Source organism: Roseovarius conchicola (assembly GCF_041403425.1).
GTDB classification, from domain to species: Bacteria; Pseudomonadota; Alphaproteobacteria; order Rhodobacterales; family Rhodobacteraceae; genus Roseovarius; species Roseovarius conchicola.
On record NZ_JBGEHK010000006.1, the window covers coordinates 87,555 to 112,901 of the forward strand.

A 25,347-nucleotide genomic window follows, 5' to 3' on the forward strand; every position below is an offset into this window, starting at 1 on the left:
TCTCAACTCGCGAAGCCCAGGACGCGTGGCAGGTACATGGTGAAGTCTGGCACGACTATCAGAACGAAAAGCAGCACGAAGAGCGCGACGAGATAAGGCAGCATTGCAATGGCGACCTTCTCAAGCCGGACCTCCGCAATCGCACCTGCCGTGAAGAACGCGACACCAACCGGCGGCGTCACTGATCCGATCAGGAAGCCGACAACCACAACCAGGGCTGCCTGCACATCCGCATATCCGGCCTTGACCATTACATCGACCAGCACAGGCCCCGCGACGATGATGTTGGCCGCTGAGTCCATCACCATGCCGAGCAAGCAGATGAAGAGCACCAGGACCAGGGCGAAAACCATCGGGTTGTAGGTATAGCTTAACAGCCAGCTCTCAAGCTGTCCGATGGCTCCAAGGGAGGTCAGAAGCCAGCTGAAGGGCCCGGACGCGGCGATGATGATAAAGACCATTGCAGAGTTGCGGAAGGCACGCACGAAGGCGCTCTTGCAGTTGGTCCAGGTGATCGTGCGGTAGATGAAGAGACCCACAAACAACGCGATTGTTGCCGTCAGCGCGCCCGCCTCAACCACACCGGCGATGCCGAAGACAACCGAACCAACTAAAACCACAGGGATCAGAAGTGCAAAGGACGATTTGTACCCGGCAATGACGATGCCTTTGAGGCTGAAGGGCTGATCGCTGCGTTCGAAATTCTTCTGACGCGCGATGATGTAGTTGATGACCATCAGAAGCCCGCCGATCATGAGGCCAGGGATGATACCACCCGCGAACAAGGCCCCAACAGAAATACCGCCCGCATTGGCCAGCACGATCATCATGATTGACGGCGGGATGATCCCGCCGATGGTCGAGCTGACTGCGGTGATGGCGGCGGCGAACTCCGGAGGGTATCCCGCCTTTTTCATCCCCGGCACCAGTAGTGAGCCGACTGTCGCCGTGTCGGCCACGACCGAGCCGTTCATGCCGGCGAAGAACATACTGACCAGAACGTTCGCCTGCGCCATGCTGCCCCGCATCCGCCCGATGATCCGCTGGCTCAGATCAACCAGACGGTCGGTGATGGTGGCAGAGGTCATCAGCTCGCCGGTCAGCATGAAAAAGGGAATGGCCGTCAGCGGGACCGAGTCGATGGCCTGAAACATCTGGCTTGGGATCAGGATCATCGGTGCTGCATCGGTGATCAGGATGTAGACCACCGGGATGAGGATCATCACGAAGCCCACGGGGGCGCCCAGCATGATCATCACGACCAGGATGGTCAGTAGTGCGACGCTTTCCATTCAATCTGCCCCGTTGCGGCTTGGGTGTCGTCAAAAGGCGCGGAACCCGATTCCGCGCCCATGCTCGTTTCAATCTTGACGCTCGTGGACTAGAGCGCCCCTGCTTCTTCCAGTTGGGCGATGAAGTCGGTCATGCCCTGTTCTTCCAGAACGCGGCGGGCGGTTGCCGGGTCATAGGTGCCTTTGGCATTGAGCCAGGCGTCGATGGCGCCTGCCCGCCAGAGCGTCAGTTCCTCTTCGGTCGGCACATACCAGTCCTTCGCGGTTTCCTTGATGGCGGCTTCGCCCGCTTCGACCCAGGCACGGTCAAGTTCCTGCACCTTCTGGCCAAACGCTTTGGCCGCGGCATGCAGCCATTCCTTCTCCTGATCGCTCAGCGCATCATACTGACGCTTGTCGATCGAGAGCTGGTTGCCGGACCATGATCCGCCGATCTCGGTGAAATAGGGGGCGACTTCGTGCAGCTTCGCCACGTGTTGCCAGGGCGTGGCTACATATTGGCCCGAAACAACACCGGTTTGCAGGCCCTGATACAGCTGTGCCCAATCATAGGGCACCGGGACAGCGCCCCAGTTCTTGACCAATGTGTATTCAATCGGGCTCTTGGTCACGCGCCACTTGAGACCTTCCATGTCCGCAGGGACGCGAACCGGACCGGCGGCATTGCCCAACTGCCGGAAACCGCCCGACGAATAGACCGTCAGACAGACATGTCCTGCCTCCTCGGCCGCCACCTGGCACTGTTTTTCAGCCAGCCATTCGGACGAGATGCGATCGGCATCCTCGATGCTTTTGAAAATGTAGGGCAGGTCGAAAATGGCGAGCGACGTGCCGAAATTGCCGAAATTCGCGGTGGAACTGGTCCATAGGGCCAGCAGACCCTGGTTGGCCTGTTCACCACAGGTTTGCTCGCTGCAAAGTGACTTGCGGTAATGCGGTTCGATTTTCATTTGCCCGCCCGAAACCTCTTCCAAGGTCGGGATCAGCGCCTGATCGATGGCATCCCCGATTGGCATCCCGATAAAGCCCACGGTGCCAAGCTTAAGTACTTTCTCGGCGCTGGCAATCCCGGCCGATAGTGCCAGGGCGCTGGCCAGACATAAAACTTTTCCTACGGATTTCAGTCTCATCTTCATTACTCCCATCATTGGTTTGTTCGTTGCGATTATTTTTCACTGGAGGCAGGGTCAAAGAAAGTGACAGATACTTTGAATGAAAGGGACAGATCGGATTGCACCTGACAAACTGTCCCCAGAGACTCTAGAGTCTGTCCTGTCCGAATTCGAGAGGAGGTAGACCTTGGCCCCTGTCACCCCCAAGTTCATTCAATTGCCCAAAAACTCTCCTCTAAGCCTACGCGATCAGATCTGCGAAGTTGTGAGTGCGGCCATCATGTCTGAATCTCTGGCTTCCGACCGGCCGCTGCCGTCATGCCGCGAGTTGGCGAACCAGTTGGGCGTGTCACGGAACACGGTTTTTGCCGCTTACAACCGCCTGGTTGACCTGGAACTCCTGGTGTCGCGCGATCGTTCGGGTTACTTCGCTGCGCCGCAAGTGGCGGAGTTGCGAAAGGCGCAATTCAAGAGCGGGGCGATGGCAAAACGGCAAGTGCCTTGCCCGGTCAATTTCCCGCCGAACAACCTCATGCCCGTGGTCAATCCGCTGGACTGGAATGCCTATCCCTATCCGTTCATCTACAATCAAATCGACCCGGACCTGTTCCCGGTAGATGGTTGGCGCGAATGCACCCGGCAGGCCCTGGGGCGCAAACAGATGCCGCTTTGGGCCAACGATTCCGTCGAAAGCGATAGCCCGCAGTTGGTGCAACAATTGCGTCAGAGGCTTTTGAACACGCGCGGCATCTATGCCGATGATGATGAAATCCTGATCACCCTCGGATCGCAGAACGCGCTGTATCTTCTTGGCACGATCTTTGCTCAATCCGGAAAACCCATCGCGCTGGAGGATCCCGGCTTCTTCGGTGCGCGCAATGCCTTTCGGTTGGCGGGAAGCGACCTGATCGGCGTCGCCATCGACGATGACGGCATTGTCCCCAGTGCCATTCCGTCTGGCTGTCAGCTTGTTTTCACAACACCCAGCCATCAATTCCCGACCATGGTCACCATGAGCCAGGCGCGGCGCGAAGAGTTACTGGAGGCTGCCATTGCCAAGGATTTCCTGATCATCGAGGACGACTATGAGGCCGAGATGAACTACGTCGCCAAATCGTCGCCCTCCATGCGTTCCATGGACGAGACGGGCCGGGTCATCTATGTCGGCAGCTTATCGAAAACGGTGTCACCGGGCATCCGGCTTGGCTTTATCGTCGCGCATCGTGACATTATCCGCGAAGCCCGTATCGCGCGCGGCGTGATGATGCGCCATCCGCCCACCATCGTGCAGGAAATCGTCGCGCTGTTCTTCCAGCTTGGGCACTATGATTCCCATCTGCGTAACATCGAGCGGCGCTACAACAAGCGCTGGCACGCCATGAACGACGCCATCACCAAGCATCTGGGCATGTTGCGACGCACCGATTCGGAAGGAGGAACGTCTTTCTGGCTGACTGGGCCCGAGGGTTTTGATGCCTCTGCCCTGGCCGTGCGTTTGCGCGAAAAGGGCGTTCTGGTGGATCGGGGTCAGGACTACTACCTGAGCATGAATGACTGCCGCAGTTTCCGCCTTGGATTTGCCTATGTGCCAGTCGAAAAACTGGAAGCGGGGGTAAAGATCATCGCCGAAGAAGTACGGGCCGTACTCTGAATTCCCTGACCAACTGTCCCTTCGAATTTCATCACCTGTCTCTCGCCGTATCTGAAGCGAAGCAGTTAACTGGCTTTGCATCACGATTATCACAGCGACGCGGAACAAGTCATGACAGTTGAAACGGTTGAACAGGATCCGATGACCATTGACACCCCGGTGACCCCGTTCGAATGCCACATCTCCGACAGCGTTCTGGACCAGATCCGGACTCGTGTGGCTGAGTTCCCTTGGCACGAGATGCCGGATGACGGTGGTTGGGATTACGGCACCAATCTGGATTACCTGAAAGAGCTTTGCGCCTATTGGGTCGGCGAATTCGACTGGCGCGCGCAGGAGGCCCGGCTGAACGCCTTTACGCAGTTTCGTGCGAATGTCGACGGAATCGACATGCATTTCATTCACGAGGTGGGTAGCGGTCCAAACCCGATGCCGCTGATGATCAGCCATGGCTGGCCGGGTTCAGTTGCCGAGTTTCTGAACCTGATCGAACCGCTGGCGCATCCCGAACGGTTCGGCGGCGATGTGGCCGATGCCTTCACGGTTATCGCGCCTTCGCTGCCGGGCTTTGGTTTTTCCGGGCGGCCTCCACGCCCCTACGGCCCGCGTAGAATTGCGGGTGTTTTGAATTCCCTGATGACCAAGACGCTTGGCTTCGACAGCTACCTTGCCCAGGGCGGCGACTGGGGAGGGGCGATCTGTTCCTGGCTTGGCTTTGAACATGCCCCGGCCTGCCAGGCGATCCACATCAACGTTCTGACCATGCGCCACCCGGATGGCCCGCAAACGCCTGAGGAGATCGACTGGGACAGGCAATTCGACACAGACCAGATCATGCAGAACGGATATCGCACGCAACAGGCCACTCGGCCCCAAACGCTGAGCTATGCGATGATGGACAGCCCCGTGGGCATCGCCGCCTGGCTGGTGGAGAAGTTTCACGACTGGTCCGATGTGCCAGTGGGCGGCATTGAGCAGGCGCACAGCAAGGACGAATTGCTGACCAACATCATGATCTACATCGCAACGCGCAGCTTCAATACGGCTTCGTGGATCTACTACGGACGGCGCGAGGAAGGCGGGCGCATCCTGTCGCCTGAGGGCCGCCGCGTCGAAGTGCCAACCGGTTGTGCGGTATTCCCGGCGGAAATGCTGCGCTGGCCGCCGAAATCCTACGCCGATCGCATCTACAATATCACCCAATGGACCGAGATGCCCCGCGGCGGTCATTTCGCGGCGATGGAAGAGCCCGAGATGCTTCTGAACGACATTCGAACATTCGCGCGCAGCTTGCGCACTTGATCCGACGGAGACACCAATGACGCTTTCCCATGCCGAATATCGGGCTATCGCCAGCAATCTGAAACCAAATGGCCAGGCCTTTATCGATGGCCAGTTCTGCGATGCTGCGGATGGTGACACATTCAAGACGACCAATCCGGCCACTGGTCAGGTCCTTGCCGAGGTTGCGCATTGCAAACCGTCGGATGTTGATCGCGCTGTTGCAGCGGCGCGGCGCGTATTCAACGATGGAACATGGTCGCGTGCGGAGCCGGAAGAGCGCAAAGAGGTGCTTCTGAAGGTCGCTCAACTGGTTCGGGACCACACCCATGAGCTGGCCGTTCTGGAAAGCCTTGATACGGGCAAGACAATCAATGACTGCATGGAGGAAATTGGCGGAGAGGTTCCGAAATTCTTCCAGTGGTACGCCGAACTGGCCGACAAGACCTTTGGCAAGATCGCCCCAACCGGCCCCGGAGCCATGGCGCTGATCACGCGAGAGCCTGCCGGTGTCGCCGGTGCCGTCCTACCCTGGAACTTCCCACTTGTTATGGCCGCCTGGAAGATCGCGCCTTCGCTTGCGGTCGGCTGCTCGGCGGTGATCAAACCGGCGGAACAGACACCGCTGTCAACCATTCGGCTGGCCGAGCTGATGCTAGAGGCCGGTGTGCCCGCCGGTGTCATCAACATCGTGCCGGGCTTTGGCGAAACCGCGGGTGCTGCGATTGGTCTGCACAATGACATCGACACCGTGTCCTTCACCGGATCGACCGAGGTCGGACGCATGTTCATGCGCTATTCCGGTGACAGCAACCTCAAGGGCGTGGGGCTGGAGATGGGGGGTAAAAGCCCCTTTATCGTGCTGGATGACGCGCGGATCAGCGACGACCTGATCGAACATGCCGCGATGTCGGCGTTCTGGAACGGCGGGCAGAATTGCTCTGCCAATATGCGCCAGCTGATCGCGGCCCCTCTGGTCGAGGAATTCACCGCGCGGATCATGGAGCGCGTCAAGGCTTTCAAGCTGGGGGATCCGCTGGACCCGGCCACCGATATTGGTTCGATGATCACGAAAGGCCACAAGGAAATGGTGATGAGCTATATCCAGAGTGGCATCGACGACGGCGCGCAGAAGGTGATGGGCGGCGATAGCGAGCTGCCGGGCTATTTCGTCGAACCAACGGTTTTCCAGGGCGTCACACCCGAGATGAAAATCGCACGCGAAGAAATCTTCGGCCCCGTGCTGGGCATCATGCCAATGCAGTCCGCCGAAGACGCCCTGGCTGTTGCCAGTGATACCGAGTACGGGCTGCATGCCACTGTCTTCACGCAGGACATCGACCGTGCGCTCCACATGGCCCGTGCATTGCCCTGCGGAACCGTATCGGTTAACGGGTTCTCCGAAGGTGATATCAAGACACCATTCGGCGGTTACAAGCAGTCCGGCTCGCTTGCGCGCGATAACGGTACAGAGGCGCTGGAACAGTATATGCAGACCAAGACAATCTGGATTCAGTCTTCGGCCAGCTGAGGCAAAGAAGGAACCGCCGCTGCCAAGGACCGCTCCGGCAGGGGAAGCGCAAGCGGCTGACCATAAGGACAGCCTGGTTAGCCGACATTCACGACTATAGACGCTGCCGCGCCAGGGCTTCTGCAGAGCAGGCCCTCAACGTAATGCCGTGCGTCAGTTAATGTCGGCGAGGATACGTAGCTTTTGTGCCCGCGGCTGTTTGAAGTAAGTGCGCAACTCGTCAACGAAGGCTTTGACCAGACGGCGCGGATTATCTGATAAGTGGCCGGCAACGATCTTGAAAGGCTGAACGGGAGGTCGCAGTGGTACCGCGGTGACTTTGTCGCCTGCATAGGTCACGTCATTGGCGGTCACCATGTGCAGGACCGAGCAGCCAACATTTCGGCCAACAAGACTGCGAACCATTTCCAATGATGTTGCTGTTGCAACGATATTCGGCGCGATCTCCGCATGGTCAAATTGGGTCGCGTAATACTCGCTGATGATGGGCAAATCGAGCAGCACGAGCTTCTCCTCGGATAGATCTTCCATCGCGATACTGGACCGGGCTGCAAAGGGATGACTGCGCGGCACCAACGCGTATGCAGGGACCTCCAGGAGCGTTTCATAGGTAATGCCGGGCTTCATCGCATTCGCAACGCAAACGATCACGTCGTAATCCCCCGAGATCAGACCGTCCTGGGCCCGTTGGTTCTCACATTCGAAGAACTTGACCGAGATGTCATCGCTTCCAGACAGCAAAGGCGCGATGATCGAGGGCATAAACGCCGGAGCAGCGGGCGCGTAATAGCCGATCCGCAGGGTGCCTTTCGGCTGCGTCCGCATGTCATTGCCGTCTTGCATCAGGCTTTCGTAGTCATCCAGGAGGCTTTGAATTTTGGGCTCCATCTGCCGACCGGTGGCCGTCAGGGAAATGCCCGTTGCACGGCTTCTTGTCGTCAACTGCAGGCCAAATGCGCCCTCAACCTGATTGATGGCCGTGTGAACCGCCGAGGGCACGACGTTGGAGGCCGGAGTTGAACGCTTTGTTGATATGGGCAAGAACTTTCCCGGCAAAGACGGGCTGATACGTCAAATCGCTCTGGGTGATCGCCGTAATCGGGTGTTGATCGAGATCGACAACACGACCACACCCGCCCATGCTGGCGAGACGGTTTTTGACGACGACCGCCCCGTCGGGACGATCACGTCAGCGGCCTGGGGGTATCGCGTCGGGAAAAACCTTGCGATGGCATATCTTGACCCGGCCTTTGCGTCCGTTGGAACAGAGCTCAGCGTATTGCTGATCGGCAAAAGCACTCGGGCAACTGTGGTGGAACCCTGCCTCTATGATCCGGATCACGCGATACCGCGGACGCGGAGCTAGGAACAGCTTGGATGCTCTGGAAATTGGTGGCTGAAAAGATCGGCACAGTTGGACGAGTGTTCCGCTCGTTGTGATACGATCACTCATCAACGTCGGCTTTCTCGTTGGGACGAGGTGTGCGTTCGGTGGGTCCGAACCGATATCGCTAAATCGGCTGGCTGCCAGCTAATCCCGCGCAAGGCTAGGTCGTAGCTCTCCTGTGCAGTTTGGATCAAAACGCGCGGGCAGCTGATCATACTGAACTCATTTCTGCGATTGCTTGAGCAACCAATCACAAAAGCAAACAGCATCGTCGCGACCGACCGTCGCATTGATAAGATAGAAGTGGTCTCGTTCCAATTCGAGGAACCCGTCGAGTTTATACAACGATCCGTCAGCCAGATAGGGATCGACAAGCGGATTACCAGCCAGAGCTATACCTTGCCCTTCGATCGCCGCCTGCAACATGTTGATATAGGTGTTCAGGACGCCGCCGCTGGATTCTTTTGGAGGTGATATGCCGTTCGCTCTGAACCAGTTGGGCCAGCGCGCGCCGGGTCGGTAGATGCCCGAAAGATGAAGAAGATTTTCCTTCAACAAGTCCTGCGGAGAGTCGAGTTTTGTGTTTGCGGAATACTTGGGGCTGACAACAGGAAAAATTCTCTCTTGCAGAAGCTTTGTGACGTTTCTCTCATTTGGCGGGCTTTTTGAATATCGGATGGCGATATCAACACCTTCTGCCCTGAGATCGAGCATTCGATCCGAAACAACAAGATTCAGTTCTATCTCGGGATGAAGGTTGCTGAAATCAACAAGTCTTGGCATCAACCAGTAGGTAGCAAAGGCTGATGTTGTCGTAACGGTAAGACGGGCGTCGCCGGCCGTTTCGGAAACACGCCGCAACGCGCCGGCAATCTGGTGAAGCGCTGGCGACACATCTGCTTCGAGCGCGCGGCCTGCCTGCGTAAGGGTCACCTTGCGGTGGTCACGATAGAAGAGCTGTGCGCCTATTTCGCGTTCCAAATCGGCAATCTGGCGGCTGACGGATACGCGCGTTACGCCGAGCTCTTCCGCTGCCCGTGTAAAGTTTGAATTTCGGCTTGCCGCCTCAAAAGTCACCAGATACGGCAATTTTGTAAGTGTTTTGCGAAGATTTACCATAACAGAATAGTTAACATATTGGTTCGAATTTTGGAACTTCACAGATCAGCGGCGCTTTAGGAGAATTACTCAAATTTAAAAAGGCTGGCATCATGGCTGGCCTGACTTGTTGGGAGGACACTATGAGCCAGATTTCGAAATTCGCCTGGAGCGCCGCGATTGCTATCGCTGTCTCCGTACCAGCGCACGCCGCCGATTTGCCCGGAGACGGAGTCAAGGTATCGCCGATCAAAGGATCTCCTGCGAATGCCTGGTTCCAGCATATGGTGGTGCAGCAGGGGCTAGAGGCGCTGGGTTACGACGTGGAGGAAACGCTTGAGGCGGATTTCCCGGCTGTTCACCTTGCTGTGGGGTCGGGTGATGCGGATTACACGTTCAATCACTGGAAACCGCTGCACAACGATTTTTTTGACAAGTCCGGGGGCGAGGCTGTCATGACCCGCGTGAACGCGGCCATAACGGGGGCCGGCCAGGGGTTTTATATCGACAAGAAAACCGCCGAGGCCAATGGTATCACCAGCATTCAGCAACTGAGCGATCCTGCCGTCGCGGCGCTGTTTGATGCGGATGGTGATGGGCGCGCAAATCTCTCGGGCTGCAATCCGGGATGGGGGTGCGAGATAGCGATTGAGGATCACCTTGACGCGCTCAATCTGCGCGACACCGTACAGCACGATCAGGGCAGTTACTTTGCCATCATGGCCGACACGATTACCCGTTATAACGAAGGTGGCGCGATCCTTTACTACACCTGGACCCCAAACTGGATCAGCGATGTTCTGGTCCCGGGAACCGATGTCTTACAGATCGGCGTGCAGGCAGACGGTGACATGGAGGCAGGCTTTGCAGTCAACGATGTCTACATTGTCGCAAATAATGACTTCCTCGAAGATAACCCGGCGGCGGCCAGGTTCTTTGAACTCGTGGATATTCCCATCAGTGCGGTGAATGCAGCGCAGGTCAAACTGCGCGATGGCGAAAACACGCTGGACGACTTTAAACGTCACGCAGCCGATTGGGTGGCTGATAATCAGGCGCAATTTGACGCCTGGGTTGTCGAGGCGGCAGCGGCTGCCAACTGATCCTCCCTGAACCTGAGAGGCGCACGCGAGTCTGCGCCTCTTTTTTCTCGAAAAGGAATGCGTGATGAGCGATGCGCAGATCGAATGCCGGGATCTCTGGAAAATTTATGGCAAGAGGTCCGAAGAAGCCATGAGGGCCGTTCTGGCCGAAGGGCTGTCCAAGGAGGAGGTCCGTGATCGGTTTGACTGCGTTCTGGGCGTGCGCAACGCCAGCTTCAGCGTCAAAAAGGGTGAAATCTTTTGCATCATGGGCTTGTCCGGTTCGGGTAAGTCGACATTGGTGCGCCATGTGAATCGTTTGATCGAGCCGACTTCAGGACAGATCCATGTGGCCGGGCATCGTGTCGATACCATGGGCGAAGAACAGCTGCGCCAATTGCGCGCCGAAACCATCGGGATGGTATTTCAGCACATGGCCCTGTGGCCGCACCGCACGTTGGGCGAGAATGTCGGCTTTGGCCTTGAGGTGCGCGGCATCGATCCGAAGGAACGCCTTGATGCATCCGTAAGGGCGCTTGACGCTATGGATCTGGGGGCTGGATTGACCACTATCCGGACCAGCTTTCTGGCGGAATGCAGCAACGCGTTGGGCTGGCGCGGGCCTTGGCCGCCGATCCTGAAATCCTGCTGATGGACGAGCCGTTCTCGGCCCTGGACCCTCTCATTCGCCGCCAGCTGCAGGATCAATTCCTGAGCCTGTCGGCGAACATGCACAAGACCACGCTGTTCATCACCCACGACCTGGATGAGGCGATCCGCATGGGCGATCACATCGCGATTATGAATGACGGTGAAATCGTACAGATCGGAACGCCTGAAGAGATCGTGACAAACCCCAAGGACGATTACGTCGCCGAATTCGTGAAAGGCATTAGTCGCGTGGCTTTGGTTAAGGCTGAAACCATTATGAAACCACAAAACGGTCAGGACATCACACTTAAGACAGTGCGTCCCGATGCCGAACTCGGCGAAATCATCGACCTCTTCATGGAGGATCAATCGCCCGTCACGGTGATCAGCCCGGATCAGGCCGCCGTGGGGCAAATCACCATCAAAGACGCGCTGACCGCGTTGCGCGGATAAGGGGCAAGCCAATGGATATCTGGAATATTTTCGATACGGAATGGGTCCCTGTCGGGGCCTGGGTCGAAACTCTTCTGCAATGGGTGGTGACGAATTTCAGGTTCATCTTCCAGGCCATCAAGGTGCCGTTCGACATTGTTCTGACAGGCCTTGAAGACAGCCTGACACAGGCGCCTGACTTGCTTATCCTGGCTTTGATCGTGCTGGTCGCTTGGCAGGCGGGCGGGCGTCGGCTTGGGGCAATTGCCGCAGCTTGCATGTTGGCCATAGGATTGATGGGTGCCTGGGAAGAAAGCATGACCACGCTGTCGATTGTACCGACCTGCGTGGTGTTCTGTTCGCTGATCGGTATTCCGCTGGGTGTTTATTCGGCCAAGAATGATCGGTTCTGGGCGGTATTGCAGCCGTTGTTGGACCTGATGCAGACGATCCCGTCCTTCGTCTACCTGGTGCCCATCGTGATGCTGTTTTCGATTGGCAACGTTTCGGGGGTGATTGTGACCTTCATCTATGCCTTGCCGCCGGTGGTGCGGCTGACCAATCTGGGCATTCGGCAGGTGCGCGAAGATATGGTCGAGGCCGCACGCGCCTTTGGCGCCTCGAACCGGCAAACGCTTTACAAGGTCGAATTGCCACTCGCCATGCCGACCATCATGGCCGGGGTGAACCAGACTATCATGATGGCGCTCAGCATGGTTGTGGTCTCGTCGATGATCTCGGTCACTGGCCTTGGCCAGATGGTGTTGCGCGGCATTGGCCGTCTCGATATGGGGCTGGCAACCGTGGGCGGCCTTGGCATCGTCTTCCTCGCCATCGTGATTGATCGCACCTCGCAAAGCTTTGGCATCTCCTCGCGCGATCGCGGTCACAAGAAATGGTACAAGACCGGCCCCGTGGGCTATGTCCGCAGCCTGCTTGGGAAAGGGTGAGCCGGTGAGCGAACGACCCAATATCCTGTTCATTCAGGTCGACCAACTGACGGCTTTTGCCCTGCGATCTTATGGTGACAAAATCTGCCACGCGCCAAACTTAGATGCTTTAGCGGAGAACGGTGTTGTATTCGAAAACGCCTATTGCAATTTCCCGCTTTGCGCACCGTCACGGTTCTCCATGGCGACGGGACAACTGTGTTCGAATGTAGGGGCGTATGACAACGCGGCAGAATTCTCGGCAGAAATCCCCACCTATGCGCATTACTTGCGCGCCGCGGGGTATCAGACGGCACTGTCGGGCAAGATGCATTTCATTGGCCCCGATCAGTTTCACGGCTTTGAAAAGCGCCTGACGGCTGACCTTTACCCCGGTGATTTCGCCTGAGTTCCGAACTGGGAAAATGAAGGCAAACGTGACACCAACGATCCGCGCGCGGTGCGCATTGCCGGCATCTGCGAACGCTCTGTTCAGATCGACTATGACGAAGAGGTGACGTTCAAGGCCGTTCAACACATCTATGACATGGCAAGAAGTGACGATGAGCGACCTTTCTTTTTACAGGTTTCATATACCCATCCGCATGAGCCCTACCTTTGCAGGAAGGAGTTCTGGGATCTTTATGAAGGTAAAGACATCCCTATGCCGCGTGTCGGTGCTATGTCCGAAAACGAGCATGATCCGCATTCTGTCCGTTTACTTAAGGATTTCGGCATGCTGGGTATTCGATTCAAAGACGAAGATGTCTTGCGCGCCATTCGCGCCTACTACGGATCGATTAGCTACATCTACAGTTTGGTCGCCAAAGTCATCGCGGCACTGGGAGCCACCGAGGCAGCTAAGAATACCGTGATCGTCTTCACGTCAGACCACGGGGAAATGCTGGGTGAACGTGGCATGTGGTTCAAGAAACATTTCTTCGAAAAATCTTTGCGTGTCCCTCTCATCATGTCAGGTCCTGGGATTGATCCACAACGCGTGAGAGAATTGACCTCGCTGGTTGACCTTGTGCCGACCTTCAATGGGATCGCAGGCGTGACGGCGGATGTAGAACCGCTGGAAGGTATAGACTTGAACACGCTGATAGATGGCGGAAATTCTGTCCCTGATCGGGCCGTCTATGCTGAATATCTGGCTGAAGCGACCAAGGTGCCAATTTTTATGATCCGGCGAGGGAACTACAAGTTCATCACCTCTTCGCAGGACGGCATTCTTATGTTTGATCTTGCGGCGGACCCCGATGAGCTTACGAATCTGGCCTACGATCAGAAACACGCGAAGCTGGTCTCACAATTCCAGGACGAACTTGCAGGAAAATGGAATGAGGAAGCGTTGTCTCGGGAAATCCGCCTCAGCCAGAAACGACGCGCATTGGTGCGCGATGCGATGGTAAAAGGCGTGAAGCAACGCTGGAACCACGGCGAAACCGATGCAGACAAAGTGCTCTGGTACCGCGGGGAGCAGGGCTACAACGAATGGGCCTTTGATTACCTCTGAGAATTGCGCGCCGTTGCCTGATAACCTGCATCAGCGGCCCAAAGCTGCGACCCATCGCGATCAACCCCGCTGCAGTGCAGGTTTCCCAAAACGGGCGTCAGACGACTGGCTCGGCAGCGCGAGGGAAGAGTTTTGGACGCGCTTGAGTAGAGAACCTGCTGCTCTCTAAAAAAGCCTTCTATCAAAGGAAGGATCATCTGCAGTGTGACGTCTTCATTTGCTTTGTCAGAGTAAAAGGCCGGGCTGGCCTCTTGGCGCTGACCGTAAACCACTTTCCGAAATTGGAGGAGTCCGCCTGCTGGAAAGGCTTGGGACACACTACCCATCAAATCGATCCATTTGATGGATGAACACAACTCATGCCGCTTTTTTGTGGTGTTGATTGCGCACAACGATGCTGATTTCTTCCATCTTGGTGCGCAACGTCTCCTTGGCACTGTGGATCAAGGCGTCACGATGCGCGCCCATCAGCTCGTTTTCTTTACGCGAACATGGCACCACAGGAGTATTCCGAGATTCCCTTAATACATCGATCTCAACGTCTGGTGCTGTTGTGTCGTGCGGGCACTACGCCGCCGAGATCCAATCAAGCAAGGTCTGGGCGATTTGTGGCGGATCTTCTTCATGGGCAAGGTGGCCGAGGGCGGTCATCCGGGCGATCCGGGCATTGGTCATGGCGGCACATGCCTGTTCGGCGATGACGGGTTTGACCGCCTGATCGTTTTCACCAACCACAAAGAGGCATCTGGTGGGAATATCACTAAGCCGATCCAGCAGGCTATCAATATCCCATTGCGCCATCATCTGCAGGGCACCTTCCACATGATCCCGGTCTGATATCAGCCGCGCGTAATAGCTGATGCCATCCTCCGACAGGTGCGACCCGGTCCCGGAAATCAAACGCCGCGCCCGCGCCGCGCTGTTGCGCCCTGCCGCGAAGAGATGCGAGGTCAGCGGGTTCAGCGCCAGAAGTTTGGCCAGAAGCGGGAACAGCCACCCCGCCACGCCTTCGAACCGGCCCAGGGCGGCGTTGATCCCGATCACAACCGGGGGCGCTGACAGGGTGGTGGACAGGTTGAGCGCAATGGCGGCGCCAGCCGAATGGCCGACAATGGCGCGCGGGGCCCAGTTCTGGCTGGCGCACAGGGCTGCGATATCCTGGGTCACGGCGGTCAGGCCACAGCGGTTTTTGCTGCCGATCCGGGTAAATCCATGACCGGGCAAGTCCAGCGCAACGACGTGATACTGCTCGGCCAGAATCGGGATGATATCGCGCCAGCTATGGGTGCTGGCCCCGGCGCCATGCAGCAAGAGGATCGTGTCGCCCATGCCTGCCTCCTGCACATGCCAGCGATGCGGGCGGTGATCGATCTGACGGGACAGATGCGCCAAGGGCCAGCTGGGAAGATCGCGTGTCCAGTTCATTCGCTAACCGTCCAGACCCTGATCCACTGCTGCACTAATTCCCTGGGCATCGGCGCGGGGCAGGGCAAGGTAGCGCGCGCCCAGATCCTCGGCCAGCGCCGCCGCCTGCGCGCCGGGACGCATCGCGGTATCGATCAACACGCTTTTGACGCCCGCGCCTCGAATATGTCTGGCCAGCGTCGCGGCATCGCTTTGTGCCGCTGCCCGGCCTGGCGCACCATCAAGGCCCACATTGGCGCGCCCATCGGTTAGCACGGCCAACATCGGGGTCAAGCCGCGACTTTGCGCCAGATCCGTTAGTGAGAACGCTGCCTGCAATCCTGACGCCAGGGGTGTGCCGCCCCCGCCGGGCAGGCCGGCCAACCGGCGTTTGCCCTGAACCAAAGACCGTGTCGGGGGCAGCAACAGTTCAGCCCCGGTGCCCCGGAATGCGATCAAAGCCACCTGATCACGCTTGGCATAGGCCTGCGCCAACAGCAATTCGACCGCGCCTTTCGCCTCGGACAGCCGCGCAATCGCAGCCGAACCAGAGGCATCGACCGTGAAGATCAACAGCCGGTCCGATTTTTCTTCGTAACGCCGGATGCGCAAATCAGAGGGATAGATAATGACGGTGCGTTTGTCGTCGCTTTGCACCCGCCTAAGCCGTTGCCAGGGCACCGCGGTGCGCAGGGTTGCGACGGGATCAATCCGGTTGCGCCCATCCGGTTTGCCGGGGCGCGAGGGCAGGGGGCGACCCCGCCGATTGCCCAGTCGGCGCCCGCCCGCACCGCTGCCAGCCGACCGGCCCCTTGGCGATTTGTCCCGCGCGGTAAGCGTCAGCAGATCGGGCGGCAACAGGGCCGCCACGGCGTCGACCAGCAACTCTTCCGGCAACCCGGTTGAGGTTTCGCCATCCGCCTCTGTCACCTCGGGTTCGGCAGCACTCTGATCTTGCTCGGGGGCATCCTCTTGGGGCTCGGGCATGATCTTAGTGTGATGCGGCAGGACCAGTTCGGCCGCCTCACTGATATGCGCCTCGGTGATGCTGTCGCTGCGATCAAGAGCGGCCAGCGCGCGGGCCGCATGGGCCGCCAATGTCGGTACCCGCAGATTGTCGATGCCAAAGCGCGCCGCGAGCAGCGTCAGCGTGCCCAGATCGTCGGGGGGGATGCGCAGCGCCTCCAGACGGGTTTGCGCCTGTTTGATATCGGCCGGGGCGGGCAGAAGGAATTGCGCCTCGCGATAAGACAATGCGTTGAGATCGGTGCGAAAGGCCAGCCGGTCCCGCAATGCGCCGGGGATGGTTTCATCCTCTTCCACGCCTTCATCCAGCAGGATCACAGCATGGCCCAGCGACCTGTCGAGAATGCCGCCCAGACGCGCCGACACGCCCGGTTGGATGCGTTCGGCCATCGGAATGACAAACAGGGCAGCGGTCTGATCCAGCCCCGGATCGGCGACAGGGTGGCCCTCGGCCAGGGTGGCGGCGATGTTGAGGCCGCCAAAAAGCTGTGTGTCTGACACGGTTGGGGGGATGCGGCGCACAAGGTTGGGCAAACGCGGTAACAGGGTTTCAAACGCCGCACGCACAGGGCCCGTGCGCGCCCGGACCGACATGCCTTTCAACCCGGCCGGATCAATCGCCAGCGCCGCCAATGCCCGCGCGGTGCGCGCGACGACAGAGGCGGGCCCACTCATCCCAGAATATCTTTCACGATGCGCTCGACCCGTGTCGCCGAGCCGGCTTCGTCCAGCGGATCGCGCCGCATACGGTGGCTGAGCGCCATGGTCGCAACCTTGCGCAGATGGGACCGATCAGTGGTGGCGGCCCCTTCATAGGCGGCCAGCGCGCGAGCCGAGCGCAGCAACGTCAACTCGCCCCGCAGACCATCCGCCCCAAGACCAAGGCTGAGCGCGGCACAATCGCGCAACACGTCCTCGGGGGTCGTCACCTGCCGCAACAGATCGCGCGCGGCAAGGATATCCTTGCGGATTTTGCCATCCTTGCGCCGCCAGCGGGTAAGAAATTTCTTGGTGTCGTTCTCAAAGGCATCCCGGCGGCGGATCACCTCGATACGCTCGTCGATATCCGTAGGCGAGGCAACCTCGACCGACAGGCCGAACCGATCCAGCAGCTGGGGGCGCAATTCGCCCTCTTCAGGGTTGCCCGAACCGATCAGGACGAACCGGGCCGCATGGCGGATCGACAGGCCTTCGCGTTCGACCGCGTTGATGCCGGATTGGGCCACATCCAGCAGCAGATCGACGATATGGTCCTCAAGCAGGTTCACCTCGTCAATATAAAGGTAGCCACGGTTGGCGCTGGCCAGCAGGCCGGATTCAAATGCTTTTTCCCCACGGGTCAGCGCACGTTCAATATCCAGCGCGCCTGTGACGCGGTCTTCGGTGACACCGAGGGGCAGATCGACCACCGGCGTGGGTTTCCTGACGATCTTTTCCGTTTTGATCCCGGCCCAGTCCGGGCTGTCAGCCAGTGTTTCAGAATTCACAGGACAGCCCGCAACGGCACGGATCGGAGGCAAGAGGGCGGCCAGCGCGCGCACTGCCGTGGATTTGCCCGTGCCGCGATCACCAAACACCAGAACACCCCCAAGGCTGGGATCAATCGCGGTCAGGATCAGGGCCAGTTTCATCTGGCCCTGCCCGACAATGGCCGAAAATGGGAAGTCTACCGTCATGCAGTCACTACCTGTTTGCTTAGCGGGCTAATCCCATTCCATGTGCCGCATTCTCCGACAATTTGGAAGCGCGCATAGAGTTCCTCCCTGAACCAATTGCCCTCGCGGACGGCGCGGATGGCGCAGGCGTGGGGGCCATCGACACGGGCGAACTGTGCCATCGACGTCGTGTCGGGCCAGATCGAAAAGGTGATCTGGTGGATCAGAGGCACCTCGCCGATGCCAATCTTGAAGAGGATATTCTGGTTCTTGCCGACCATCGCGCTGATATCGGGCACCTTGCGCCAGAACTTGAGGGCTGTGACGGGTCTAAGGGTTGCACGGGTCAGGGCCGCAATTGGGCCGCCGGTGACGGGTTCCTGTGCCTCGAACGGGGATTCGCCCGACCATTGGCCGCGCGCCGACACCGGCGTGAGAAACACCGTCCAGCATTCGCTGGCTTTTGAGAGGTATTTGCGAAAGATGGTTGCCTCGCGGGTTTGGCGGCGGGCGGTTTCCTCGTCCGGCCAGACTGCCAGAATGGAATAGACGCCTAGGTTTGGCACCGGTGTAAACCCCTCACCTGTGCCCGATCCGCAGAGTTTCCAGAACCCGATCCTGTCCACGCGCCGCATTTGAGGACGCGCCAATCCCATCATTGCAAAAGCCCAAACTCGGCTAAGTCCGGGTTTAAACTGATAGAAACTGAGCGAGACAGTTTGCATGACAGCGCTCCTTTTGGTTCGGGTGCCTTTTGATGGCATGCCGTCAACCCATAAGAAAGCGTTACAGGGAATGATTGTCAACTAAACTAGACACATGTAAGCTTTGGATATGTTGACACGCCCCGAATCTTTTCTCCCCGACCGCCTGGCGACAGATGACCGTCCTCATGCCGTGGTGATCGGGGCGGGTATCGGCGGTCTTGCCTCGGCCATGCGGCTGGGGACCAAGGGATATCGGGTGACCGTGCTGGACCGTCTGAACAGCCCCGGCGGGCGTGGCTCAAGCATTTGGCAGGACGGGTACCGGTTTGATCTGGGGCCGACCATTGTAACGGTGCCCTATGTATTTCGCGAACTGTGGCAGGCCTGTGGGCGGGATTTTGATGCCGATGTCACGCTGGCCCCGCTGGATCCCTATTACGAGATCCGCTGGCCGGATGGCAGCGCCTTCAAGGTGTTCAAGGGCGATGACGAGATGCGCGCCGAGGTGGCCCGCCTGTCCCCGGGGGACGTGGAGGGGTACGAGCGGTTCCTGCGCGACAGCGAGAAACGCTATCATTTTGGCTTTGAGGGGCTGGGGCGGCGGCCGATGAACAAGCTGTGGGAGCTGGTCAAGGCCTTGCCCGGTTTTGCGGCGCTGCGCGCGGATCGGTCGGTCTATGCCCATGCGGCTGCGCGGGTGCGCGATGAACGGTTGCGCATGGCGCTGTCGCTGCATCCCCTGTTTATCGGGGGCAATCCGACCAAGGTGACCTCGGTCTATATTCTAGTCAATCATCTGGAAAAGGCCTTTGGTGTCCATTATGCCATTGGTGGAGTCGATGCCATTGCCTGTGCGATGCGCGGTGTCATCGAGGATCAGGGCGGCATGGTGCGTCAGGATGCCGAAGTCGATGAAATCTGCGTGCAGGGCCAACAGGCCAACGGGGTGCGTCTAAAGAGTGGCGAGATGGTAACAGCTGATATCGTCGTCTCGAACGCGGATCCGGGCCACACCTATGATCACTTGCTTCGTAAGTACAAACGGCGCAGATGGACCCAGGCCCGCTTGAAACGGTCGCGCTGGTCTATGAGCCTGTTCGTCTGGTATTTCGGCACCCGGGGCACGCGCGAAAAATGGCAGGATGTCGGCCATCACACCATCCTGAACGGCCCCCGCTACAAGGGATTGCTGCGCGACATTTTTTCCAAGGGTACGCTGGCGGATGACATGAGCCTTTACGTGCATCGCCCGACGGTGACCGATCCCAGTGCCGCACCCGGAGGGGATGACGCTTTCTATGCGCTCAGCCCTGTGCCACATCTGGGGCACGACACGCAGGTGAACTGGGGCGAGATGGCCGAGACCTATCGCCGAAAGGTTCAGGACGTTCTGGAAGATCAGCTGTTACCGGGCTTGGGCGATCATGTGAGTGCGTCGATGATATTCACACCCGAAACGTTCCGCGACAGATATCTCAGCCCCTATGGCGCCGGCTTTTCGCTGGAGCCGCGCATCCTGCAAAGCGCGTGGTTCCGCCCCCATAACATCAGCGAAGAAGTCAATGGTCTCTATGTGGTCGGGGCAGGGACCCATCCGGGCGCAGGCCTGCCCAGCGTGGTGGCCAGTGCCGAAGTGCTGGCCAAGCTGGTCCCGGATGCACAGAAGGTGACGGTGCAATGATTGACCCTAAGGACATGGCGCATTGTGTCGAGGCGATCCGGCATGGATCACGATCATTCTATGCTGCATCAAAACTGTTGCCGCGCCAAATACGCGATCCGGCCCTGGCGCTTTACGCTTTTTGCCGACTGGCCGATGATGCCGTTGATCTGCAGCCGGCCAAGGCCGAGGCAGTGCTGCGCCTGCACGAGCGGCTTGATCTGGCTTATGCCGGACGGCCTCGCAATGCCCCGGCAGACCGCGCCTTTGCCGCGATCATCGAGGAGTTCCAGATGCCTAGCGCCTTGCCCGAAGCATTGCTGGAGGGGTTGGCTTGGGACGCAATGGAAAAGAGATACAGCACGATTTCGGATTTGCGGGCCTATTCCGCGCGTGTGGCCTCGACAGTCGGGGCGATGATGTGCGTGCTGATGCGGGTGCGCGATCGCGATGCGCTGGCCCGGGCCTGCGATCTGGGTGTCGCGATGCAACTGACCAACATCGCGCGCGATGTGGGCGAAGATGCCCGCGAGGGGCGGCTTTATATTCCGACAGACTGGATGCGCGAGGCCGGATTAGACCCCGAGGCCTTCCTGGCTGCACCGCGCATGTCTGATGCGGTTCAAAACTGTGTTGCGCGCCTATTGTGCGACGCGAAGGCTCTTTATCAACGCGCTGATGCCGGCATAAGTGCATTGCCAGCAAGCAGCAGGTCTGGAATATTTGCGGCACGTTACATTTATGCCGGGATCGGCGGGGAGCTTCAGCGGTTGAACTGTAATTCGATAGACTATCGGGCCAGAACCAACACGACCCAGAAACTGGGTTGGCTGGCCTTGTCAGTCGCGCGTGCGGCTGGGACGATGGCGATGCCACGCTCGCCCGTTATTCATGCGCGCGCCCTGCCGGAAACCAAATTCCTGGTGGATGCCGCTGCCGATCCGGCATTGGCCGAGCGCGGTTGGAGCGATACGTTGTATGGAACTCTTGCAGGGCTGAAAGCCAACGACATCGCCCAGGGCAAGGCCAGCGTGCATCGCCAGCATGGGATTGGAAAACCAATTTGAACTGGCTTTATTTCTCAATATTCCTCACTGCGTGTCTTGCGGCTGGCACGACGGGTGCGATGTTTTCTCCGGGGGCCTGGTATGACGAACTCAAGAAGCCGTCCTGGACGCCCCCTAATGTCCTGTTCCCGCTGGCCTGGACCACGCTTTACATCTTTATGGCAATTGCGGGCGCACGCGTGGCGGCCGCCCCGGACAACGGATTGGCGATGGCCCTATGGTCACTGCAGATCGCGCTGAATGCCTTGTGGACCCCGGTCTTCTTTGGCCTTCGCAAGATCAAGGCGGGCTTGCTGGTGCTGTGCTGCTTGTGGATTGCCGTCGCCGCTGCGATGGTGGCTTTGTGGCAGGTGGACTGGATTGCAGGGCTTTTGTTCGTGCCGTATCTGGCTTGGGTATCGGTGGCCGGGGCGCTGAATTTCTCGGTCATGCGCCTCAACAAGGGCCATGTCTGACCTTACTCGAAAGTCCAGTTTGCCCGGCGCGGCACGCGACAGGCCAGCATCGGCTTGATCAGGGGCGAACGGAACCGCCTGAGATCAAGGGCCTCATGCACACCAATGCTTTCTTGTCCATCAATCGACGTCTGGACCGATGCACGGCTGTAAAACGGCGCGTCCAGCATGCTTTGCACCTGCTTTGGGGCATAGCCATGATCTGCGCGGGTTTCACGCGCCAGCGCCCAGAGGGTCCGGGGCAGGCGCGCGCGCGGCGGTGGTGTGACCTCATTGGCCTGGCCATCCGCACTAAAATGTGCGCCCAGGGCCAATGTGCTGCCATCGCGCAGTTCAGCGTCATAAAAACAGGTGCTGCCGCCCGTGACCGGAAAGCGGCCCCAGGTCCAATAAGTGAAATCCTGTTCCAGCGCGCGGGTGCCAAAATTGGCATCGAAATAGCCATGACCCTGCCATTGCCAACCTGACGCCTCAAGATCGACGTCGATGACACATGTGGGGGCAAAGGGGCGCCAGATATGGCTGCCATCCGGTGTCAGCGGCATTTCGACCGAGGTGATGGCCGAAGGGGTCACCGTGATCGTCCCGCGCACCCGCGAGATCAGGGGAGGTGATCCGATTTCATCAACACGGATGACCAGTTTGCCATCCTGCCAGCTGAGGGATGAAGGGCCGACGGTAAACGTATCGGCGCTTTGCTGTAGGGCCGATCTGCCTCGATCAGTCATTGTGAAACGCCCACCCGGCCCGTAGGTGGCGACATTGATGCACACATTGTTGTGCGGGTCCTTCCGCCCCGACCAGGCATACCAGGGCGAAAAGACCGAGCCTATGAACCCGATGACGCTGATGGCCTGTCCGCCACCGTCGCGGATACCGTCGATATACCACCACGCATAGCCGTTGGGCGGGACGGTGAGGTCGAAATTCGGTCGCTCAAGATCGCCTCGGCCGCGTGCTGTGCGGAGAGCGTTGCCATGGGCACCCCGGCCCCCGGATGCGCCCCCCCGCCCGCCAGATAGAGCCCCGAAATCGGTGTGCGCGTCTGCGGACGTTGCAGCGCCGCCGTCAGCCCATGCGGGCTCTGCCCGTAAAGTGCACCGGCCGAGCCGGGAAACAGGGTCTCGAAATCGCTGGGCGTTGTCAGGCTTTCTGGGTCCGGCATCCGGTCGAACTGCAGGCCGAATGACGCCAGCGTCTGAAAGGTGCGGCTCTGACATTGTGATATATCCTCTGTATTCGGTTTGCCCGTCAGGGGCGGTGCGTTGACGATGGTTTCAAACCGCTCGATCTCGGGGGTGGGTGTTGATATCCCGCGATCCATCGCGCAGACATAGATGGTGGGGTCTGGGCTGATCTCGCCACGGGCCAACCCGTCAAATTCGGGCTTTGGATCGTCGCGAAAGAACACATTGTGATGGGCAAGCTCTGGCCCCGAGGCGCGGGCGGCAAAGGCCCAGACCTCGGCAGAGAGGCTGCGCGGTTTGCGCTTTGTCTGCGGGGCAACACCGCCGCAGCCCGGCCCAAGCGCCCCCAGAGCAAGCGCGCGGGGATCACCGTTATAGACGACCACCGGCGCGGTGATGCCTGTTCCATCTGCCAGGGTGACCCCGGTGACCGCGCCGCCATCAACCTCGATCCTGTCGACAGCCTTGCCGTAATGAAACTGGGCACCGCGTGCTTTGGCGAGATCGGCAAGGGACTGTGCCAGCTGGTGCATCCCACCTTCGATCGCCCAGACGCCTGCAGCCTCGGCCTGCCAGATGAGCGCCAGCAGGGCAGGGGCCTGGTAAGGTGATCCGCCCACATATGTGGCATAGCGCCCAAACAGCTGAATCAGCCGGGGGTCGTCGAAATGTTGGTGTAACAGTCTGTTGAGGCTGGAAAATGGGGCCAGCCGGGTCAGAAGATGGGGCCGGGCTGCAACATGGCGCGCGAGCTTGAGAAAGCTTGGGGCGGCGGCGTGCATCATCGGTGCCTCAAAGGCCTGAAACAAAAGACGCGCCTGTCCGCTGAAATCGCGGAACTGCCGGGCGGCGGTGCTGCCGGCAAACTCCTGAAGGGCGGCGATATTGGCCTCTTCGCTGTCAAACAGGTCCAGCTGGCTGCCATCGTGCCAGAAATGCCGGGCGATCATCCGCTGCCGGACCAATGTCACATGCGCAGACAGGGTTTCGCCAATATCCGCATAGAGTTGTTCAAAAACCGGGCGCATGGTCAAAACCGTCGGGCCGGCATCAACAGGCCCTGCGGCACTGGGAAGACAACGCATTTTGCCGCCGGGTGTGGCCTGCGCCTCGCAGACGGTGACATCCAGGCCGACATGGGCAAGGCGGGCTGCTGTGGCAAGCCCGGCAATTCCCGCGCCGATCACAAGCGCGCGGGTGTTGAGTCTGATCGATTTTCGGTCGGCAGGCATGCCTGATTGTTGACTCGTTGCCTCAATGTGTCCAGTATGATTTACACTATAGGTGTCAATTATTGCATGACGTTTTAGTCGGGAGGCTTAGATGCCGCTATCTGAACGCATTGAAATGGCCATGGGCCGCGCCATTTCGTCGGCGCAGGGAGGGCAGGCCCCAAAGCGTCTGTCCGAAGCTCTGAGTTATGCGACATTCCCTGGCGGGGCGCGCATTCGCCCCACGATCCTGTTGTCGGTGGCAGCGGCCTGTGGCGATGATCAGCCCGCATTGTCAGATGCGGCTGCAACTGCGCTTGAGTTGATGCATTGTGCCAGCCTTGTTCACGATGATCTGCCCTGCTTTGATGACGCTGATCTGCGGCGCGGAAAGCCGGCGGTGCATCGCGCCTTCTCCGAGCCCTTGGCCGTTCTGACCGGTGACAGCCTGATCATCCTGGCCTTCGAGACATTGGCGCGCAGTGCCGAAATTGACTGCGCTCGTGCCGCTCGGATGATGTTGTCGCTGACCCAGCGCTCGGGAATGCCCGATGGCATATGTGCCGGGCAGGGCTGGGAAAGCGAGTCCGAGATTGATCTGGGTGCGTATCACCGGTCGAAGACCGCCGCATTGTTCGTGGCGGCAACGGAAATGGGTGCCATCTCGGCCGGGCACGACCCTGAGCCCTGGTATGATCTGGGTGCGTTGATCGGCGAAGCATTTCAAGTCGCAGATGATCTGCGCGATGCGTTGATGGATGCAGACACGCTGGGCAAACCCGTCGGTCAGGATGATCTGCACGGTCGCCCCAACGCGGTGTCGGAATGGGGCGTCGAAGGGGCGGTTGAGCGCCTGTCTGATACACTTGCGGGGGCGATCGCTTCGATTCCGTCCTGCCCCGGAGAGGCGGCGCTGGCCAAGATGGTGCGCATGAAGGCGCAATCGATCATGCCCAAGATTCCCGCCGGCCACGGGCTCTGAGGCGGCGCGTTGCCAGAGGGGCCGACAT

22 protein-coding genes and 1 pseudogene are annotated in these 25,347 nt (G+C 59.1%); 13 read left to right on the top strand and 10 right to left on the bottom strand.

Annotation, left to right across the window (positions count from 1 at the left end; genetic code table 11):
* Nucleotides 1-2 precede the first annotated feature (2 nt).
* Together V6N02_RS16760 and V6N02_RS16765 are read right to left on the bottom strand one after the other, a co-directional pair.
* Entirely contained in the window at nt 3-1,292 is a 1,290-nt protein-coding gene (locus V6N02_RS16760; protein ID WP_371227340.1) for a TRAP transporter large permease, read from the bottom strand.
* Nucleotides 1,293-1,381: 89 nt separating this feature from the next.
* Entirely contained in the window at nt 1,382-2,422 is a 1,041-nt protein-coding gene (locus V6N02_RS16765) for a TRAP transporter substrate-binding protein (protein ID WP_371227342.1), read from the bottom strand.
* A 169-nt stretch (nt 2,423-2,591) separates the two neighbouring features.
* On the opposite strand from V6N02_RS16765, the gene pdxR reads away from it, so the two are divergent.
* From pdxR to V6N02_RS16780, 3 genes are all read left to right on the top strand, one after another.
* The gene (pdxR, locus tag V6N02_RS16770; RefSeq protein WP_371227344.1) at nt 2,592-4,055 is read left to right on the top strand and encodes a MocR-like pyridoxine biosynthesis transcription factor PdxR; all 1,464 of its coding nucleotides are present in this window, start codon (nt 2,592-2,594) and stop codon (nt 4,053-4,055) included.
* Nucleotides 4,056-4,166: 111 nt separating this feature from the next.
* Nucleotides 4,167-5,357 (top strand): epoxide hydrolase family protein, encoded by a 1,191-nt coding sequence (locus V6N02_RS16775; RefSeq protein ID WP_371227346.1) that lies wholly within the window; start codon nt 4,167-4,169, stop codon nt 5,355-5,357.
* Between the two features lie 16 nt (nt 5,358-5,373).
* The gene (locus V6N02_RS16780) at nt 5,374-6,867 is read left to right on the top strand and encodes an aldehyde dehydrogenase (protein WP_371227348.1); all 1,494 of its coding nucleotides are present in this window, start codon (nt 5,374-5,376) and stop codon (nt 6,865-6,867) included.
* A gap of 153 nt (nt 6,868-7,020) precedes the next feature.
* Here V6N02_RS16780 and V6N02_RS16785 read toward each other — a convergent pair whose 3' ends face one another.
* Nucleotides 7,021-7,908: a LysR substrate-binding domain-containing protein gene (locus V6N02_RS16785; RefSeq protein WP_371227350.1), complete on the bottom strand. Its 888-nt coding sequence runs from the start codon at nt 7,906-7,908 to the stop codon at nt 7,021-7,023.
* Here V6N02_RS16785 and V6N02_RS16790 point away from each other — a divergent pair.
* The gene (locus tag V6N02_RS16790) at nt 7,901-8,233 is read left to right on the top strand and encodes a glycine cleavage T C-terminal barrel domain-containing protein (RefSeq protein WP_371227352.1); all 333 of its coding nucleotides are present in this window, start codon (nt 7,901-7,903) and stop codon (nt 8,231-8,233) included. The two genes, V6N02_RS16785 and V6N02_RS16790, sit on opposite strands and share 8 nt — an antisense overlap.
* Nucleotides 8,234-8,476: 243 nt before the next feature.
* Here V6N02_RS16790 and V6N02_RS16795 read toward each other — a convergent pair whose 3' ends face one another.
* Nucleotides 8,477-9,343 (bottom strand): LysR substrate-binding domain-containing protein, encoded by an 867-nt coding sequence (locus V6N02_RS16795; protein WP_371227354.1) that lies wholly within the window; start codon nt 9,341-9,343, stop codon nt 8,477-8,479.
* A gap of 152 nt (nt 9,344-9,495) precedes the next feature.
* On the opposite strand from V6N02_RS16795, the gene proX reads away from it, so the two are divergent.
* From proX to betC, 5 genes and pseudogenes are all read left to right on the top strand, one after another.
* Nucleotides 9,496-10,455: a glycine betaine/L-proline ABC transporter substrate-binding protein ProX gene (gene proX / locus V6N02_RS16800; RefSeq protein ID WP_371227356.1), complete on the top strand. Its 960-nt coding sequence runs from the start codon at nt 9,496-9,498 to the stop codon at nt 10,453-10,455.
* Nucleotides 10,456-10,519: 64 nt separating this feature from the next.
* Complete coding sequence (locus V6N02_RS16805) at nt 10,520-11,086, top strand: ATP-binding cassette domain-containing protein (RefSeq protein ID WP_371227358.1); 567 nt, start codon at nt 10,520-10,522, stop codon at nt 11,084-11,086.
* The gene (locus V6N02_RS16810) at nt 11,029-11,538 is read left to right on the top strand and encodes an ATP-binding cassette domain-containing protein (protein ID WP_371227360.1); all 510 of its coding nucleotides are present in this window, start codon (nt 11,029-11,031) and stop codon (nt 11,536-11,538) included. Before V6N02_RS16805 ends, V6N02_RS16810 begins: the two co-directional genes overlap by 58 nt.
* An 11-nt stretch (nt 11,539-11,549) precedes the next feature.
* Nucleotides 11,550-12,467, top strand: coding sequence for an ABC transporter permease (locus V6N02_RS16815; RefSeq protein WP_371227362.1), 918 nt, complete (start codon nt 11,550-11,552; stop codon nt 12,465-12,467).
* Nucleotides 12,439-13,965 (top strand): annotated as a pseudogene (gene betC, locus V6N02_RS16820) (choline-sulfatase). The gene V6N02_RS16815 and the pseudogene betC overlap by 29 nt, the downstream one beginning before the upstream one ends.
* A 567-nt stretch (nt 13,966-14,532) precedes the next feature.
* Here betC and bchO read toward each other — a convergent pair.
* From bchO to crtA, 4 genes are read right to left on the bottom strand one after another with little or no spacing between them, the layout of a single operon-like run.
* Nucleotides 14,533-15,390: an alpha/beta fold hydrolase BchO gene (gene bchO, locus V6N02_RS16825; protein ID WP_371227364.1), complete on the bottom strand. Its 858-nt coding sequence runs from the start codon at nt 15,388-15,390 to the stop codon at nt 14,533-14,535.
* Nucleotides 15,391-15,393: 3 nt separating this feature from the next.
* A complete protein-coding gene (locus tag V6N02_RS16830) occupies nt 15,394-17,070 on the bottom strand; it encodes a magnesium chelatase subunit D (RefSeq protein WP_371227366.1) in 1,677 nt (558 codons plus the stop codon).
* Nucleotides 17,067-18,071 carry a magnesium chelatase ATPase subunit I gene (gene bchI / locus V6N02_RS16835; protein ID WP_371227368.1) on the bottom strand — a complete coding sequence of 335 codons (1,005 nt, stop codon included), beginning with the start codon at nt 18,069-18,071 and terminating at the stop codon, nt 17,067-17,069. Before bchI ends, V6N02_RS16830 begins: the two co-directional genes overlap by 4 nt.
* A complete protein-coding gene (gene crtA, locus V6N02_RS16840; RefSeq protein WP_371227370.1) occupies nt 18,068-18,775 on the bottom strand; it encodes a spheroidene monooxygenase in 708 nt (235 codons plus the stop codon). Before crtA ends, bchI begins: the two co-directional genes overlap by 4 nt.
* 109 nt (nt 18,776-18,884) lie before the next feature.
* Between crtA and V6N02_RS16845 the strand changes: the two genes are divergently transcribed.
* Genes V6N02_RS16845 through tspO form a run of 3 tightly spaced genes read left to right on the top strand, consistent with a single transcriptional unit; the run spans nt 18,885 to nt 21,939 of the window.
* Nucleotides 18,885-20,438, top strand: a complete 1,554-nt coding sequence (locus V6N02_RS16845) for a phytoene desaturase (protein ID WP_371227372.1) — start codon at nt 18,885-18,887, stop codon at nt 20,436-20,438.
* Entirely contained in the window at nt 20,435-21,484 is a 1,050-nt protein-coding gene (gene crtB / locus V6N02_RS16850) for a 15-cis-phytoene synthase (protein ID WP_371227374.1), read from the top strand. Before V6N02_RS16845 ends, crtB begins: the two co-directional genes overlap by 4 nt.
* Nucleotides 21,481-21,939: a tryptophan-rich sensory protein TspO gene (gene tspO, locus V6N02_RS16855; protein WP_371227376.1), complete on the top strand. Its 459-nt coding sequence runs from the start codon at nt 21,481-21,483 to the stop codon at nt 21,937-21,939. The genes crtB and tspO overlap by 4 nt, the downstream gene beginning before the upstream one ends.
* Before the next feature lie 2 nt (nt 21,940-21,941).
* Here tspO and crtC read toward each other — a convergent pair whose 3' ends face one another.
* Both crtC and crtD read right to left on the bottom strand, forming a co-directional pair.
* Entirely contained in the window at nt 21,942-22,814 is an 873-nt protein-coding gene (gene crtC, locus V6N02_RS16860) for a carotenoid 1,2-hydratase (RefSeq protein WP_371227545.1), read from the bottom strand.
* Nucleotides 22,769-24,358: a 1-hydroxycarotenoid 3,4-desaturase CrtD gene (crtD, locus tag V6N02_RS16865; RefSeq protein WP_371227378.1), complete on the bottom strand. Its 1,590-nt coding sequence runs from the start codon at nt 24,356-24,358 to the stop codon at nt 22,769-22,771. The genes crtC and crtD overlap by 46 nt, the downstream gene beginning before the upstream one ends.
* 91 nt (nt 24,359-24,449) lie before the next feature.
* On the opposite strand from crtD, the gene V6N02_RS16870 reads away from it, so the two are divergent.
* Nucleotides 24,450-25,319 (top strand): polyprenyl synthetase family protein, encoded by an 870-nt coding sequence (locus tag V6N02_RS16870; RefSeq protein ID WP_371227380.1) that lies wholly within the window; start codon nt 24,450-24,452, stop codon nt 25,317-25,319.
* Nucleotides 25,320-25,347: the final 28 nt, after the last annotated feature.

Coding starts and splice junctions, on each gene's coding strand:
- V6N02_RS16765 (WP_371227342.1), bottom strand. CDS start 2,422: ATGAGACTGAAATCCGTAGGAAAAGTTTTATGTCTGGCCAGCGCCCTG.
- V6N02_RS16805 (WP_371227358.1), top strand. CDS start 10,520: ATGAGCGATGCGCAGATCGAATGCCGGGATCTCTGGAAAATTTATGGC.
- proX (WP_371227356.1), top strand. CDS start 9,496: ATGAGCCAGATTTCGAAATTCGCCTGGAGCGCCGCGATTGCTATCGCT.
- crtD (WP_371227378.1), bottom strand. CDS start 24,358: ATGCCTGCCGACCGAAAATCGATCAGACTCAACACCCGCGCGCTTGTG.
- V6N02_RS16760 (WP_371227340.1), bottom strand. CDS start 1,292: ATGGAAAGCGTCGCACTACTGACCATCCTGGTCGTGATGATCATGCTG.
- V6N02_RS16870 (WP_371227380.1), top strand. CDS start 24,450: ATGCCGCTATCTGAACGCATTGAAATGGCCATGGGCCGCGCCATTTCG.
- bchO (WP_371227364.1), bottom strand. CDS start 15,390: ATGAACTGGACACGCGATCTTCCCAGCTGGCCCTTGGCGCATCTGTCC.
- V6N02_RS16830 (WP_371227366.1), bottom strand. CDS start 17,070: ATGAGTGGGCCCGCCTCTGTCGTCGCGCGCACCGCGCGGGCATTGGCG.
- V6N02_RS16790 (WP_371227352.1), top strand. CDS start 7,901: ATGGGCAAGAACTTTCCCGGCAAAGACGGGCTGATACGTCAAATCGCT.
- crtB (WP_371227374.1), top strand. CDS start 20,435: ATGATTGACCCTAAGGACATGGCGCATTGTGTCGAGGCGATCCGGCAT.
- crtA (WP_371227370.1), bottom strand. CDS start 18,775: ATGCAAACTGTCTCGCTCAGTTTCTATCAGTTTAAACCCGGACTTAGC.
- V6N02_RS16810 (WP_371227360.1), top strand. CDS start 11,029: ATGCAGCAACGCGTTGGGCTGGCGCGGGCCTTGGCCGCCGATCCTGAA.
- bchI (WP_371227368.1), bottom strand. CDS start 18,071: ATGACGGTAGACTTCCCATTTTCGGCCATTGTCGGGCAGGGCCAGATG.
- V6N02_RS16780 (WP_371227348.1), top strand. CDS start 5,374: ATGACGCTTTCCCATGCCGAATATCGGGCTATCGCCAGCAATCTGAAA.
- V6N02_RS16845 (WP_371227372.1), top strand. CDS start 18,885: ATGTTGACACGCCCCGAATCTTTTCTCCCCGACCGCCTGGCGACAGAT.
- V6N02_RS16815 (WP_371227362.1), top strand. CDS start 11,550: ATGGATATCTGGAATATTTTCGATACGGAATGGGTCCCTGTCGGGGCC.
- V6N02_RS16775 (WP_371227346.1), top strand. CDS start 4,167: ATGACAGTTGAAACGGTTGAACAGGATCCGATGACCATTGACACCCCG.